This is a genomic window from Arthrobacter sp. 9AX (assembly GCF_902506095.1).
Taxonomy (GTDB): domain Bacteria; phylum Actinomycetota; class Actinomycetes; order Actinomycetales; family Micrococcaceae; genus Arthrobacter.
This window is the reverse complement of the sequence record NZ_LR733293.1, coordinates 1,443,859-1,457,709: the sequence shown is the minus strand read 5'-3', so window position 1 is coordinate 1,457,709 and position 13,851 is coordinate 1,443,859. Positions and strand designations below refer to the sequence as shown.

10 protein-coding genes, 1 pseudogene and 1 riboswitch are annotated in these 13,851 nt (G+C 65.6%); of the genes and pseudogenes, 8 read left to right on the top strand and 3 right to left on the bottom strand.

Going from position 1 to position 13,851, the window contains the following annotated elements; translation table 11 throughout:
- Positions 1 to 19: 19 nt before the first annotated feature.
- Positions 20 to 105: riboswitch (ZMP/ZTP riboswitch) on the bottom strand.
- A gap of 43 nt (positions 106 to 148) precedes the next feature.
- Genes purU through BACI348_RS06690 form a run of 3 tightly spaced genes read left to right on the top strand, consistent with a single transcriptional unit; the run spans position 149 to position 2,243 of the window.
- Complete coding sequence (gene purU, locus BACI348_RS06700; protein WP_159824510.1) at positions 149 to 1,009, top strand: formyltetrahydrofolate deformylase; 861 nt, start codon at positions 149 to 151, stop codon at positions 1,007 to 1,009.
- Positions 1,010 to 1,052: 43 nt separating this feature from the next.
- Positions 1,053 to 1,715, top strand: coding sequence for a class I SAM-dependent methyltransferase (locus tag BACI348_RS06695; protein WP_159824509.1), 663 nt, complete (start codon positions 1,053 to 1,055; stop codon positions 1,713 to 1,715).
- A 9-nt stretch (positions 1,716 to 1,724) separates the two neighbouring features.
- On the top strand, positions 1,725 to 2,243 hold the full coding sequence (locus BACI348_RS06690; RefSeq protein WP_159824508.1) for a gamma carbonic anhydrase family protein: 519 nt from the start codon (positions 1,725 to 1,727) through the stop codon (positions 2,241 to 2,243).
- Between the two features lie 31 nt (positions 2,244 to 2,274).
- Here the strand turns inward: BACI348_RS06690 and BACI348_RS06685 are convergent, their stop codons facing one another.
- Together BACI348_RS06685 and BACI348_RS06680 are read right to left on the bottom strand one after the other, a co-directional pair.
- The gene (locus BACI348_RS06685; protein ID WP_201298390.1) at positions 2,275 to 4,011 is read right to left on the bottom strand and encodes a flavin monoamine oxidase family protein; all 1,737 of its coding nucleotides are present in this window, start codon (positions 4,009 to 4,011) and stop codon (positions 2,275 to 2,277) included.
- Positions 4,008 to 5,547: pseudogene (locus BACI348_RS06680) on the bottom strand (amino acid permease). Before BACI348_RS06680 ends, BACI348_RS06685 begins: the two are co-directional and overlap by 4 nt.
- A gap of 108 nt (positions 5,548 to 5,655) precedes the next feature.
- Between BACI348_RS06680 and BACI348_RS06675 the strand changes: the two are divergent.
- Positions 5,656 to 7,299, top strand: coding sequence for a PucR family transcriptional regulator (locus tag BACI348_RS06675; protein ID WP_159824507.1), 1,644 nt, complete (start codon positions 5,656 to 5,658; stop codon positions 7,297 to 7,299).
- Here BACI348_RS06675 and BACI348_RS06670 read toward each other — a convergent pair.
- Positions 7,278 to 8,120 carry a nitrilase-related carbon-nitrogen hydrolase gene (locus tag BACI348_RS06670; RefSeq protein WP_159824506.1) on the bottom strand — a complete coding sequence of 281 codons (843 nt, stop codon included), beginning with the start codon at positions 8,118 to 8,120 and terminating at the stop codon, positions 7,278 to 7,280. The genes BACI348_RS06675 and BACI348_RS06670 overlap by 22 nt on opposite strands.
- A gap of 160 nt (positions 8,121 to 8,280) precedes the next feature.
- Between BACI348_RS06670 and BACI348_RS06665 the strand changes: the two genes are divergently transcribed.
- The 4 genes from BACI348_RS06665 (at position 8,281) to BACI348_RS06650 (ending at position 13,638) form a co-directional block, all read left to right on the top strand.
- Positions 8,281 to 9,471, top strand: a complete 1,191-nt coding sequence (locus tag BACI348_RS06665) for an ROK family transcriptional regulator (RefSeq protein ID WP_159824505.1) — start codon at positions 8,281 to 8,283, stop codon at positions 9,469 to 9,471.
- 132 nt (positions 9,472 to 9,603) lie between these two features.
- Positions 9,604 to 11,160 (top strand): multiple monosaccharide ABC transporter ATP-binding protein, encoded by a 1,557-nt coding sequence (gene mmsA / locus BACI348_RS06660; protein ID WP_159824504.1) that lies wholly within the window; start codon positions 9,604 to 9,606, stop codon positions 11,158 to 11,160.
- A 45-nt stretch (positions 11,161 to 11,205) separates the two neighbouring features.
- Positions 11,206 to 12,489 carry a multiple monosaccharide ABC transporter permease gene (gene mmsB, locus BACI348_RS06655; protein ID WP_159824503.1) on the top strand — a complete coding sequence of 428 codons (1,284 nt, stop codon included), beginning with the start codon at positions 11,206 to 11,208 and terminating at the stop codon, positions 12,487 to 12,489.
- Positions 12,490 to 12,540: 51 nt separating this feature from the next.
- Positions 12,541 to 13,638 carry a substrate-binding domain-containing protein gene (locus BACI348_RS06650; RefSeq protein WP_159824502.1) on the top strand — a complete coding sequence of 366 codons (1,098 nt, stop codon included), beginning with the start codon at positions 12,541 to 12,543 and terminating at the stop codon, positions 13,636 to 13,638.
- The last annotated feature ends 213 nt before the right edge of the window (positions 13,639 to 13,851 follow it).

Genomic DNA, 13,851 nt, shown 5'->3' with positions numbered 1-13,851 from the left:
CCAATTCCGGCAAGACATGACCCTCGGCCCAGGCGTACGATCCGTGGTCTTCGTGATTGCCGCTCCCTGGTGGTTAGCCACCCAACGCCAGTTGCGACCTCCCCAGCGTACCAAATCCGGCCCCTGCTGCGCGGGTAGGCTTGTACGCGTGAGTGAAGAGCAGCTGAACCAAGCGTACGTAGTAACACTGTCTTGCCCGGACCGGCCCGGAATCGTCCATGCGGTGGCCGGCGCCCTGCTGGTGGCGGGGTGCAACATTACGGATTCGCAGCAGTATGGCAGCCCCGCCACGGGCAACTTCTTTATGCGCGTGGAGGTTACGACGACGGCCACCGCCGCCGGGCTTCGGGCCGCCCTGGAGCCTGTGGCCGGCGCTTTTGGCATGGAGTGGAGCCTCAACGCCGTGGGCCAGAAGGTCCGTACGCTGGTGATGGCCAGCACGTCCGCCCACTGCCTGAACGACCTTCTGTTCCAGCAGCGGTCCGGAACCCTTCCCGTTGAGATTCCCGCCATTGTGTCCAACCACCGGGATCTCGCCGGGCTGGCCGAATTCTACGGCATCCCGTTCCACCACATCCCTGTCACCCGTGACACCAAGGACCAGGCCGAGGACAAGCTCCGCGCCATCATCGCCGAGCACGATATCGAGCTGACGGTCCTGGCCCGGTACATGCAGATCCTTTCCGACGAGCTCTGCACCGAGCTCACCGGAAAGGCGATCAACATCCACCACTCCTTCCTGCCGTCCTTCAAGGGCGCCAAGCCGTACCACCAGGCGCACGCCCGCGGCGTGAAGCTGATCGGTGCCACGGCCCACTACGTGACCGCCGCTTTGGATGAGGGCCCCATCATCGAGCAGGAGGTCATCCGCGTTGACCACGCCCGCACTCCCGAGCAGTTTGTCCAGATGGGCCGGGACGTGGAAGGCCGCACGCTCGTCCAGGCGGTGCAGTGGCACGCGGAGCACCGGGTGCTGCTTGATGGCAACCGGACTGTCGTCTTTAACTGACGGCTGCATTAGCCAAGGCTGGAACCGGCCGCCGGGAGGCGCCATGGAAGCGGAAACGGACGGCGGCGAGCAGCGCCTCGCCGACTTCTACAACCGCCGCGCCGCAGCCGGCGTCGACCATCCGCCGTCGCTCAACCGCGCGGAGCAGCGCGAACGCTTCATCGCACTGCTGAAGTCCGAGGGACGCCACGCCATCCTTGAAATCGGGACGGGGACGGGCCAGGACGGGCTGAAGTTTGTCCGCGCCGGCATCCGCTATACAGGTGTTGATATCGCCGAGGGGCAGGTCCGGCGGGCGCGCAGCCGCGGCCTGGAGGTCTCGGTTGCGAGCGCCCGGCGGCTGCCCTTTCCGGACGGCTCGTTCCCGGCACTGTGGTCCATGAGCACGCTGCTGCACGTGCCCGCCAGCGGCATCGATGCGGTGCTGGCCGAGTTGGTGCGTGTGGCGGCACCCGGTGCGCCGATCGCCGTCGGCCTGTGGTCCGGCGGAGATGAAGAGGTGCTGAACCCGGAGGACGACGTCGAGCCACGCTTTTTCTGCCGGCGCAGCGATGCGACGGTCCGGTCAGTCTTTGGGCGCCACGGCACCATCGAGGAGTTCGTGACGTGGCAGGAGGGAACCGGCACCGAGTCCGGGCCCGGCGCCGGGCACTGGACCCAGCACTACCAGTTCCTGGTCCTCCGCACCCCCGGGTCCGTGTCCTAGGCTTGGCCCATGGCTCCTCTTTACCCTTTCGCCGGGAACACCCCGGCCGTCCATGAATCCGCGTTTGTTGCCCCCACGGCCTCGATCATCGGCAACGCAACCTTGGCTGCGGATGCCAGCGCGTTCTACGGTGTCTCCGTACGCGCCGATACCGCCGCCATCACGGTGGGTGCGGGCAGCAACCTGCAGGACAACGTGGTGCTGCACGCCGATCCCGGCTTCCCCTGCACGGTGGGCGAACGGGTCAGTGTGGGGCACGCCGCCGTCGTGCATGGCTGCACTGTGGAGGATGACTGCCTGATCGGCATGGGTGCCACCGTACTCAACGGAGCAGTAATCGGCGCCGGCTCGCTTGTGGCGGCCGGCGCCGTGGTGCTCGAGGGCACCATTGTCCCGCCCCGCTCGCTCGTGGCGGGCGTCCCGGGCAAGGTGCGCCGCGAACTCACCGATGAGGAGTACGACGGTGTCCGGTCCAACGCCGCCCGCTACGTCGAGTTGGCCAAGGCGCACCGGGAGCTGCACGGCTAATCGGGCCGCGCAGCTCCCGGTTGCGGCAGGCTCAACCATCGAGGCTGATCGGTCCCATTTCGTCCAGCAGCTCGCCCGGGCCGGGATTGTCCGGAGCCGAGGAGCCACCCAGGTGGTTCAGCACTCCCCAGACAGCATTCAGTCCGGTGGTCACGGCGCCTTCCGCCCAGCCGGCGGTGAACGAAACGTCGTCCCCGGCCAGGAAGATGCCCCGCTGGGCTTCGGGCAGCTTGTCCTGCTTGAAGTGGGTGAAAAGCCGCTGCTGGTACCGGTAGTGCCCCGGCAGGTTGGCCTTGAAGGCGCCCATGAAGTTGGGATCGGCCTCCCAGGAGACGGTGATGGGCTGGCCCACGATGTGGCCGGCAATGTCGACGCCGGGATAGATCTGCTCCAGCGAATGCAGCATCAGTTCCACACGCTCATCCGCGTCCAGCGCCAGCCACTTCAGCGCGTCGTCGTTCCAGGTGTAGGAGAGCAGGATGACGGCGGGCTGGTCCGGACCGTTGTCCAGCAGGTACGTGGCGCGGTTCAGCCGGTCCGTGAGGGTCATGGACAGGACCTCATTGCCGGTGTCCGGGTCGATGTCCTTCCAGAACGGCCGGTCCACCATCACAAACGTTTTGGAGGACTGCATGTAGTGCGAGCGCTCAATGGCCGTCCACAGCTCCGCCGGGAACAGAGCTTCCTCGGTGTGGATCCGGGTTGACAGGAGCCAGGACTGGCAGGTGGTCACCACCGCCGGATAAGTGGCTTCGCGGCCCCAGCGTTCACGGAGCCGCAGGTTGCCGTCCGGGTCGCGGCTGATCCTGCCCACCGCGCCGCGGGGCGAGCCGGAGTGCAGCGATGCCAGCGAGGTGCCGTCCGGCCAGTGGGCCATGCCCGACGGCGCGTGCTGCCAGAGTGCCTCGGGCAGCCTCTGCGCTCCCCCGGTGATGAGGCGGTGCTGATCGTCGGCGTCCGTGTAGACCACCCGAAGGATTTCCAGGATGGAGTTGGGGAAGTCGGTGTCCCAGCCGCCGGTGCCGAAGCCCACCTGGCCGAACGCTTCCCGGTGCGCGAAGCCGGCTTTTTTAAAGGACTCGCTGGCGGCGATGAATCCGTAGAACGTCTGCTCATCCATCAGGGGCAGCAGGTTGTTCCACAGCTCCTTGATCCGGCCGGTGTCCCTGGCACGGATGGCCTGCTGCATCTCAACGAACTTGGCGCCGTCGTTGACCGCAGCCTTCCACGCGTCAGCCACTTCGCGGAAGAACGGCGGAAGGTCGCCGGGCTTTTCCGCGTAGTGCTTCTGCCCTGCCAGTTCGATGACAGTGCTGGAGGTGGCCGGGGACAGCGGGTTGGGGAACTCCTCGGTTTCCAGCCCCAGCAGGTCCACGTAGTGGTAGAACGCCTTGCCGGATTCCGGGAACCGCATGCCGCCGAGGTCCGCCACCACGCCGGGCGCCGCGGGGAACGAGGCGGTGCGGAGCCGCCCGCCGATCCGGTCGGCTTCGTACACCACCGGCCGCAGCCCCAGCTTCATCAATTCGTAGGCTGTCACCAGGCCGGATAGCCCTGCCCCGATAACGGCCACCTCGGTTCCCAGCAGTTCGGGCGGGACGGACCCCAATCCGCCCGGGTGTGCGAGGTAGTGGTCGTAGCTGAACGGGAAGTCCGGGTTCAGCATGCTGATGGAACCCGGGACGGCGCCACCTGCAGCCGGCCCTGCTGCCGGGGTTGCTGAGGTGCTCGAGGGGTCCGAGGCCGGAAGCTCGGTGGCGATGGTCATGGAAGTTCTGCCTTCGTTGGTTCGGGGTTGTTCTGGGTTGAAAGGTTCGGTTCGGAGAGCGCGCGGTATTCCTCGCTGCCCAGCGCTGCCACGCGGGAGTTACGGCGTCCGTAGCCAAAGTACGCCCCAATGCCCACCAGCATCCAGAGGGCGAAGACCACCCACGTGTCAGCACCGAGGTTCGCCATCAGGTAAGCGCACATTGCGGCGCCCAGGATGGGCGTCATCGGGAAGAGGGGCACCCGGAAGGTCCGCTCCAGCCCGGGCCGGGTGCGGCGCAGGTGGATCACGGCCATGTTCACCAGCGCGAAAGCGAAGAGGGTGCCAATGCTGGTGGCGTCCGCAAGGGCTCCCAGCGGCACCAGTCCGGCGGTAAGCGCGACGGCGGTTCCCACCAGGAGCGTGCCGGCCACGGGGGTGCCGGTCCTCCGGGAGACGCGGCCGAAAACCTGCGGAATGAGGCCGTCGCGGGACATGGACAGCAGGATGCGGGTCTGTCCGTAAAGCACCGTGAGGACAATGCTGGCAATGGCCAGCACGGCGCCCACCGCGAAGACCAGGGCGATCCACGGCTGGCCGGTGGTTTCCTCAAGGATCTTCACCAGGGCGGCCTCAGTACCGTCGAACCAGCCCCACGGCCGGGGCACCAATCGCGGCGACCGCCACCAGGACATAGATGGTAGTGACAATCAGCATGGACAGCATGATGGCCCTGGGCAGATCACGCTTGGGATTGCGGGCTTCCTCACCGGCGGTGGACGCGGCGTCAAAGCCAATGTAAGAGAAGAACACCCGGGAGGCCGCGGCTGAGACACCGGCCGCTCCCATGGGCAGCAGGGGTTCGAAGTTTCCGGCGTTGAACGCAGTGAAGGCCACGGCGCAGAAGAACAGCAGGATGCCCACCTTCACGGCCACAATGGCGGTGTTGATCCAGGCACTCTCCTTTGCCCCGCGGACCAGGAGGACGGTGGCGAGCAACACGATGACCATGGCGGGGATGTTGACCATGCCGCCGTCGCCCGGCGGTTGGGACAGGGCGTCAGGAAGGACGGCCCCGAAGACGGCAAGGGCTTCGTTCACGTATTGCCCCGCACCCACCGCAACTGCCGCAACGGACACCGCGTACTCCAGCACCAGGCACCAGCCGCAGATCCACGCCATCCCTTCACCCATGGTGGCGTAGGTATAGGAGTAGCTGGAGCCGGCCACGGGCACCAGCCCGGCCATCTCCGCGTACGAAACCGCTGACAGCAGCGCGGCCAGGCCGGCGATGGCGAAGGATATCCAGATGGCGGGTCCGGCCAGCGGTACGGATTCGCCCAGGATCACCAGGATCCCCGTCCCCAGCGTTGCACCCACGGAGATCATGGTCAGCTGGAGGACACCAAAGCTGCGGACCAGGCGGGGGCCGCTGCCGGCACTTTCCGCTTCGCTGACCATCTGTGCGATGGGCTTGCGGCGCAGGAGTTGGGCGCCCAGGGCGGGACGGGCGGCCGGCGCGGCGGCTGTCCCGCCCGAGAGTGTAGGCACAGTCATCGTTGACGTCCGTTCTGTTGGTTGGCGGCTTGAACTGGTTTCCCCTCACTCACAGTAGGGCTGTGAGCCGCATCTCACGCAGTGCAAAGTGACCTATAGTGATGCTTCATGAGACGCAATGCACCAGCAGCGAGCATCACGGAGCAACTGGACGCTGTGACGCTCGGCCAGTTTCTGCAGGCTCTGCCGCCCGAGGTGGCAGTGGTCCACAACGCCGGGAACGGCAACGTGCCGCTGCGCTGGGTTGAGCCGAGCGAACTGGAGGACCCCACCCCCTACCTGCTCGACGGCGAATTTGTCCTCACCGCCGGCCTGCCGTTCCGCGACGAAGGGACCGGCGGTAACGGCCAGGACAGCGGCCCGGCCGCCAAGGCGCGGGCTGACGAATATGTCCGCCGGCTCGTGGCGGCAGGCGTGGCCGCGCTGGGCTTCGGACTGCAGCCCTATTACGACGCCGTGCCGGACCACGTGCTGGCAGCTTGCCGGCAGCAGGGACTCACCTTGGTCGAAGTGCCCGCCAGCGTCCCTTTCGCGGCGTTGGGGCTGGAGTTCTCCAAGCTGCTGGAGTCAGGAAATGCCCAGGCCGTCCGCCAGCTCGCCGAGACCAACCGCCACCTGATGCGGGCCGTACTGTCGGCCAGGCCCGAGCATGAACTGCTGGCAGCCCTGACACAGCGCGTGCCAGTGTGGGCTGTCCTGTTTGGCACGGACGGGCGCGTGCGCGCCCGGGCGGGTGCCGCCGTCGAACCCTCCCGGCTGCAGCCCGTCCTGAAGAGGCTCCTCTCGGGGAGCGGACCCCGGGTGGAAACCGAAACCTTCGATGCCCCCGGCTCGGCGTTGGTGTTCGGCCATCCCCTCCGCAGCAGCAAAGACGCCACCTTGGGCGGCCTGGTGGTTGGCGCGGACAAGTCACTGACTCCCGCGCAGAACAGCGTGGTCTCGTCCGTCGTGGGACTCCTGGAACTGCTGGTCCGCCAACGCACCAGCGGGTCTCTGGCCCCGAGCCAGCTCGCCACTGCACTGCTGCTTCATCCCGAAACCGCGGCGGGGGGCAGCACCCGCCAGCTGAACGTGCTGAAGGATCTGCTGGCGCAAAGCGTCGCGGGAACGCGGTCCGGCCAGGTCCGCGTGGTGCAGGGAGTGCGGGCAGCGGCTGCCCCTGCCGCCGATGAGGGGCCGGTCCGGGAAATGCTCCAGTGGCGGCGGCTGTTCGACAGCAAGATGGTGGAGCTCACCGATTACGGCTTCGCGGCCGTGACCCGGCTGAAGGTCGATGACCAGCTGGTGGCCGAGGTGGAGCAGCTGGGGTGGCGCCTGGTGGTGGGTGAGCCGGCGGAGCTGCCTGGCCTGCCGGAGGCGTACCGCCGCGTCTCGTCGTTGCGGGCGCGGGCGGTGGCGTCAGGCAAAAGCGTCCGCATGGAGGAGGTGACCTGGTCCGTGACCGGCCTGCTCGGCAAGGACGCCGGCAGCATGCTGGCGGCCAGGCTCCTGGCGCCAGTGCTGGAACTGGAACCGGAGCGCCGTGATACCCACCTCGGCGTCCTGCGGTCATGGCTGGCGGCGAACGGGAGCTGGGATGCCACCGCGAAGGATCTGGGCCTGCACCGGAACAGCGTGCGCCGGCAGATCAATTCCATCGCTGACCTGCTGGGCCTGGATCTCGGCCAGGCGCAGGCCCGGGCCGAGCTGTGGATTGCCCTGCAGTACCGGGAGTTTCTGCCCGGATATGCTCAGGAGTCCCAGGAACGGTAGACGTCCGGCCGGCGTTCGGCGAGGTAGGGAATTTGGTTGCGGGCACGCGCGGCTGCCCCTTCATCCACCTCGGCGTAAACGAGCCGGGGATCCGCCCCGGCCCCTGCCAGCAAGGTGCCGTCCGGGCCCGCGATGACGCTGCCGCCAAGGAACCGGCACCCCTCTTCGACCCCGGTGTGGTTCGCGTAGGCGATGGTCAACTGGCTCTCCAGTGCCCGTGCCCGCAGGAGTACCTGCGGAACGTCGTCGAATCCGTGCGCCAGCGCGGTGGGAACCAGGAGCAGCTCAGCACCGGCAACGGCAGCGGCCCGGACTGACTCCGGGAATTCGACGTCGTAGCAGATCACCATGGAGGTGGGGATTCCCAGGAAATTTACGACGGCGGGAGGCCGGGCCGCCGGATGGAACGCCGCGCGCTCGTCAGGGCCGAAGAGGTGCACCTTGTCGTAGGTGAGGAGGTTGTTGCCCGCGGCATCAACGAGGGTGGCGCTGATGTGCCACTCCCCCTGTGTGCTGACGCGGGGAAGGCTGTACACCAGGCCGATCCCGTGGCGCCGGGCGATGCCGGCAAGTTTCGCCCGGATCCCGGGCAGGGCAGCGGGCTTCAGTTCCGCACGGACCCGGCCGGGAGCGTAGCCGGTGGGAAAAAGTTCGGGGGTCAGCAGGACTGCCGCCCCGGCTGCAGCGGCGGCCCCGGCCGCCTCGTCGATGGCGGCGCAGTTGGCATCCACATCCATCACCAGAGCATTTGCCTGCAGGAGTGCCAGCAACACCGCGGCCACCTTCCCTCGTCGGAGCAGCCTTCCGGAAGCGGAAGGCATGACACCAGACTAGCCACCCCGGGAGGCACGCTTTGTGGTCCATTTGCACCGCGCGCCCCCGCCCCGGGGGCAGATCGTCCCGTCATCCTGCTCGTTGCTCCAAGGCCTCATTGCGTTAACTTCTTGACTACAAGAGTTCGGATGGGGCAATCTTCTAATCATGCCCGCAACTTCGCGCTCAACGAGGAGCAAGCCTAAGAATCCCGGCTCACAATCCGCGCTGCGGCAACTGAACCAGCAACGGATCATCGAGTCACTGATGGGCGGTCCCTCCACCCAGGCGGAGCTGGCCCGGCAGACCGGGCTCTCCACCGCAACGGTCTCCAACATTGTCAAAATCATGCTCGACTCGGGCCTGGCATCGACCGAACCGATCACCAGCTCGGGCCGCCGGGCACTGAACGTCCGGCTCAACAGCAACGGGGCCGTGGCGGTGGGAATCGATTTCGGCCGCAGGCACCTCCGGGTGGTCCTGGCTTCGCTCAGCTACCACGTCATCGCCGAGGAATCAGTAGCCCTGCCCCTCGGCCACCAGGCCGAGGAAGGCATCCAGGCCGCCGTCGACCTGCTGGCGAAACTCCTGGACGAAAGCGGCGTCGCGCGAACCGCCGTGGTGGGTGCCGGCGTCGGAATTCCAGGGCCGATAGACCGGCGCTCCGGCACCGTGGCCCAGGGCGCGATCCTCCCCGAATGGGTGGGCATCAACATCCTCCAACACCTGGAGGAAAGGCTCAAAATCCCCGTATTTGTTGACAACGACGCAAACCTCGGGGCCTGGTCCGAGGTGACCTGGGGCCAGCACACCGGCGTCAGCAACCTGCTGTTCCTGAAGATTGGGTCCGGCATCGGAGCGGGCCTCATCCTCAACGGCGCCCCCTATTACGGCAACGTCGGAATCACCGGTGAGATCGGCCACGCCACCATCCACGAACAAGGGCTGGTGTGCCGGTGCGGGAACCGCGGCTGCCTCGAAACGATCGCTTCCACCACCACCATGATCGAGCTCCTGAGCCGGGGCGAAGACCGGCCCTTGACCCCTGCGGACATCGTCAGGAAGGCCCTCGCCCGGGACTCGGCAACGCTTCGGGTGCTGGACGATGCAGGGCTTGCCGTGGGCCGTGCGCTGGGTAACGTCGCCAACCTCATCAACCCCGAGGTGATCGTGGTGGGCGGGCCGCTGGCAGGCCTGGGGGACCTCTTCCTGGACCCCATCAGGAGGGGGCTTGTCCGGCACGCCGTACCTGTCATCGGCGAGACCACCAAGCTTTCCATGTCCTCCCTGGGCGACCGCGCGGAAGCTTTGGGAGCGGCCGCCCTGGTGTTCCAGCATGCCGGGATCCGCAAAACCTAGACCGTTTCGTTATCCGGGATATGCGTTAAAGACTTGACGACAACCGGAGTGATCCAGTTTACTTTTGCATCAGACGGCCCTGCGCTTTGCCGGCCGGACAAAGAAGTCATTGCATTGGAGGGTTAGGGCAATATGACGTCCCAGACCACGCAGACGGACCCGGTCATCCTTGAGATGCGGTCCATCACCAAGGAGTTCCCCGGCGTTAAAGCGTTGGATACCGTAAGCCTGCGGGTGAAGGCTGGTGAGATCCACGCGATCTGCGGCGAGAACGGCGCCGGCAAATCCACCCTGATGAAGGTTCTCTCCGGTGTCTACCCCTACGGAAGCTACGACGGGGATATCGTCTACCAGGGCCAGGTCCAGCAGTTCCGGGATATCCGGGCCAGCGAACACGCCGGCATTGTGATCATTCACCAGGAACTGGCACTGATCCCCGAGCTGTCCATCATGGAGAACATCTTCCTGGGCAACGAGCCCACCAAGCGCGGCGTCATTGACTGGGGCGAAGCCCGGCTGCGGTCCCTGGACCTGCTGGCCCGTGTAGGCCTGCGGGATGACCCGGATACCCCCATCAAGGAAATCGGTGTCGGCAAGCAGCAGCTGGTGGAAATCGCCAAGGCTCTGAACAAGTCCGTGAAGATCCTCATCCTGGACGAACCAACGGCCGCACTGAACGAGTCCGACTCCCAGCACCTCCTGGACCTGATGCTCGGGCTTAAGGCCAAGGGCATCACGTCGATCATCATTTCCCACAAGCTAAATGAGATTGAGCAGATCGCCGATTCGATCACCATCATCCGTGACGGCAAGTCCATTGAGACGCTGGACGTCAAGGCGGACGGCGTGGACGAGGACCGGATCATCAAGGGCATGGTGGGCCGGACGCTGGAATCCCGGTTCCCGGACCACACCCCGAAGATCGGCGAAGTGTTCTTCGAAGTTAAGGACTGGACGGTGGGCCACCCCCAGGTCCAGGACCGGCTGGTCTGCAAGAACTCGAGCTTCTTCGTGCGCCGCGGCGAGATCGTGGGCTTCGCCGGGCTGATGGGTGCCGGCCGGACCGAGCTTGCCCGGTCCGTGTTTGGCCGGTCCTACGGCCGTTTCATCAGCGGCCACGTTTACAAGGACGGCAAGGAAGTAGTCCTCAAGAATGTCCGCCATGCCATCGACGCCGGACTGGGTTACGTCACCGAGGACCGCAAGTCGCTGGGCCTGAACCTGCTTGATGACATCAAAACCACCACCGTGGCGGCGAACCTGCGCAAGATCAGCCGCAACTCCGTGGTGGACCCGAACCAGGAATTCACCGTCGCTGAGCAGTACCGCAAATCGCTGCGGACCAAGACCCCGTCCGTGGAGGAGGGCGTGGCCAAGCTCTCCGGCGGCAACCAGCAGAAGGTGGTCCTCGCCAAGTGGATGTTCACCGACCCGGACCTGCTGATTCTGGACGAACCCACCCGCGGCATTGACGTCGGCGCCAAGTACGAGATCTACGGAATCATCCAGCAGCTGGCCAACCAGGGCAAGGGAGTGATCGTCATTTCCTCGGAGCTCCCCGAGCTCCTGGGCCTGTCCGACCGTATTTACACGATCTTCGAAGGCGCCATCACCGGTGTCCTGAACAAAGACGAGGCAAGCCAGGAAAGCCTGATGAAACTGATGACCTCCGCCCGCAAAGCGGCCTGACCCTCTGGATCATCCCAGAACCTTCCGGACACAAGGACTGAAACAATGAACGCCCTCAAGAAGCTCTTTGGCGGAAATACCCGCCAATTCGGCATGATCTTTGCCCTGGTGGCCCTGATCGTCTTCTTCCAGATCGCCACCAGCGGCCGGACCCTCACGCCCGGCAACGTCATCAACCTCTTCAACGGCAACTCGTACATCCTCATCCTGGCCATCGGCATGGTGCTGGTGATCATCGCCGGGCACATCGACCTCTCGGTCGGCTCGGTGGCCGCGTTCGTCGGTGTGACCGTTGCCCTGGCCATCCGCGACTGGGGTATTCCCTGGTGGGCCGGTGTGCTGCTCGGCCTGGCGCTTGGCGCGGTGATCGGAGCATGGCAAGGCTGGTGGACGGCGTACGTGGGGATCCCCGCCTTCATCGTCACCCTGGCAGGCATGCTGCTGTTCCGCGGCTTCAACCAGTTCGTGGGCAAGTCCAACACCATCCCTGTCCCCAATGACTTCCAGTACCTGGGCTCCGGCTACCTCCCGGAGGTAGGCCCGAACACCGGCTTCAACAACCTCACGCTCCTGCTGGGCATCGCCGCCGCAGCCTTCGTAGTGTGGGGCGAACTCCGCTCCCGTGCACGCGCCAAGGCCCTCGGTGCTGAGGTTCCGGAAATGTGGGTCACCGCGCTGAAGCTGGTCCTGGTGTGCGGCGCCATCCTCTACGCCACCTACCTCTTCGCCACGGGCCGCCCCGGAACGTCCTTCCCCATCCCGGGCCTGATCCTGGCCGTCCTGGTCCTGCTGTACGGCTTCATCTCCTCCCGCACCATCCTCGGCCGGCACGTCTACGCCGTCGGTGGCAACCGGCACGCGGCCGAACTTTCCGGCGTGCAGTCCAAGAAGGTCAACTTCCTGGTCATGATGAACATGTCCATCCTGGCCGGCCTGGCGGGCATGATCTTCGTTGGCCGCTCCACAGCCTCAGGTCCGTTCGACGGCGTCGGCTGGGAACTGGACGCCATCGCCGCAGTCTTCATCGGCGGCGCGGCAGTCACCGGCGGCGTCGGGACCGTTGTGGGCTCCATTATCGGTGGCCTGGTGATGGCAGTCCTGAACAACGGCCTGCAGCTCCTGGGCGTCGGCGCCGACCTCACCCAGATCATCAAAGGCCTTGTCCTCCTGATCGCCGTCGCCTTCGACGTCTACAACAAGACCCAGGGCAAAAAGTCGATCATCGGCCTGCTGACCAGGAACATGGGCCGTCCTTCCGGAGGCCCCAGCACCCCGCTCCAACCCGACGAGACCACCTCCACCAAGGAAGCGATCGCCAGGGAAGCCTGAGCTCTACTGCCTGAATAGGGTTACACCACCACAAAGAAAGAGAAACCAACAATGCGAATGATTGGTAAAGCAGGGAAGGCCGCAGCGGTAGCTGCAATCGCAGCACTGGCGCTGACAGGCTGCGGCCGCTCGGAAACCCCTTCGGGCGGAGCGAGTGGAGGCGCAGGAGGATTCGAACAGAGCTCCTCCATCGGCGTCGCACTTCCGCAGAAGACCAGTGAAAACTGGGTCCTGGCGGAGAAACTGTTCAATGACGGCCTTAACGGGGCTGGCTTCAAAGCTGACGTGCAGTTCGCCAACGGCGGCGTGTCCGAGCAGCAGAACCAGATCAGCGCCATGGTCACCAAGGGCGCCAAGGTCATCATCGTCGGCGCCATCGACGGCTCGCAGCTTGGCACCCAGCTCAAGCAGGCCAAGGACTCCGGCGCCACCATCATCGCCTACGACCGCCTGCTGCTGAACACCGAGAACGTGGACTACTACGTGGCGTACGACAACTTCAAGGTGGGCGAACTGCAGGGCCAGGCCCTGCTGGAAGGCCTCAAGGCCAAGAAGCCCAGCGGCCCGTACAACGTGGAACTGTTTGCCGGTTCCCCCGACGATGCCAACGCCAAGGTGTTCTTCGATGGTGCCATGAGCGTCCTGAAGCCTAAAATCGACGACGGCACCCTTAAGGTCCTGTCCGGCCAGACCAGCTTTGAACAGGCTGTGACCCAAGGCTGGAAGGCTGAGAACGCCCAGCGCCGCGCCGACACCCTGCTCACGGGCAGTTACACCAGCGCCTCCCTGGACGGCGTCCTCTCCCCGAACGACACCCTGGCCCGCGCGGTACTGACCTCGGTCAAGGCCGCTGGCAAGCCGCTCCCCGTGGTCACCGGCCAGGACTCCGAAGTTGAGTCCGTGAAGTCCATCATGGCAGGCGAGCAGTACTCCACCATCAACAAGGACACCCGCAAGCTCGTTGAGCACGCCATCACCATGGTGAAGGACCTCCAGGCCGGCAAGACGCCTGAGATCAACGACAAGGACTCCTACAACAACGGCGTCAAGACCGTTCCGGCCTACCTGCTGGAGCCGGTCATCGTCACCGCCGCGAACGTGAAGACCGCTTACACTGACGATCCGGTCCTCGGCCCGATCACCAAGTAGTCGATCCCCACGCAGGCAATCTGGTCCGGCAACAACCGGACAAGGATGAGCCCGGTCCCCATTGCGGGGGCCGGGCTTTTCCGTGCCTGCCGGTCCTACTGGTTCACGGCCAGTACCTCTGGTCCGGTGAACTGGAGCGCGTGGTTCTTCACAGCTCAAACACAGCTTCACCCCGTTGCCTGCACAGGCTGCCGCACCAGAGTGGACCCGAAG

Bases quoted from the DNA above. Each gene is read 5' to 3' on its own strand.
- BACI348_RS06685 (WP_201298390.1), bottom strand. From the start codon at position 4,011: ATGACCATCGCCACCGAGCTTCCGGCCTCGGACCCCTCGAGCACCTCA.
- BACI348_RS06690 (WP_159824508.1), top strand. From the start codon at position 1,725: ATGGCTCCTCTTTACCCTTTCGCCGGGAACACCCCGGCCGTCCATGAA.
- BACI348_RS06665 (WP_159824505.1), top strand. From the start codon at position 8,281: ATGCCCGCAACTTCGCGCTCAACGAGGAGCAAGCCTAAGAATCCCGGC.
- BACI348_RS06650 (WP_159824502.1), top strand. From the start codon at position 12,541: ATGCGAATGATTGGTAAAGCAGGGAAGGCCGCAGCGGTAGCTGCAATC.
- BACI348_RS06695 (WP_159824509.1), top strand. From the start codon at position 1,053: ATGGAAGCGGAAACGGACGGCGGCGAGCAGCGCCTCGCCGACTTCTAC.
- BACI348_RS06675 (WP_159824507.1), top strand. From the start codon at position 5,656: ATGAGACGCAATGCACCAGCAGCGAGCATCACGGAGCAACTGGACGCT.
- BACI348_RS06670 (WP_159824506.1), bottom strand. From the start codon at position 8,120: ATGCCTTCCGCTTCCGGAAGGCTGCTCCGACGAGGGAAGGTGGCCGCG.
- mmsB (WP_159824503.1), top strand. From the start codon at position 11,206: ATGAACGCCCTCAAGAAGCTCTTTGGCGGAAATACCCGCCAATTCGGC.
- mmsA (WP_159824504.1), top strand. From the start codon at position 9,604: ATGACGTCCCAGACCACGCAGACGGACCCGGTCATCCTTGAGATGCGG.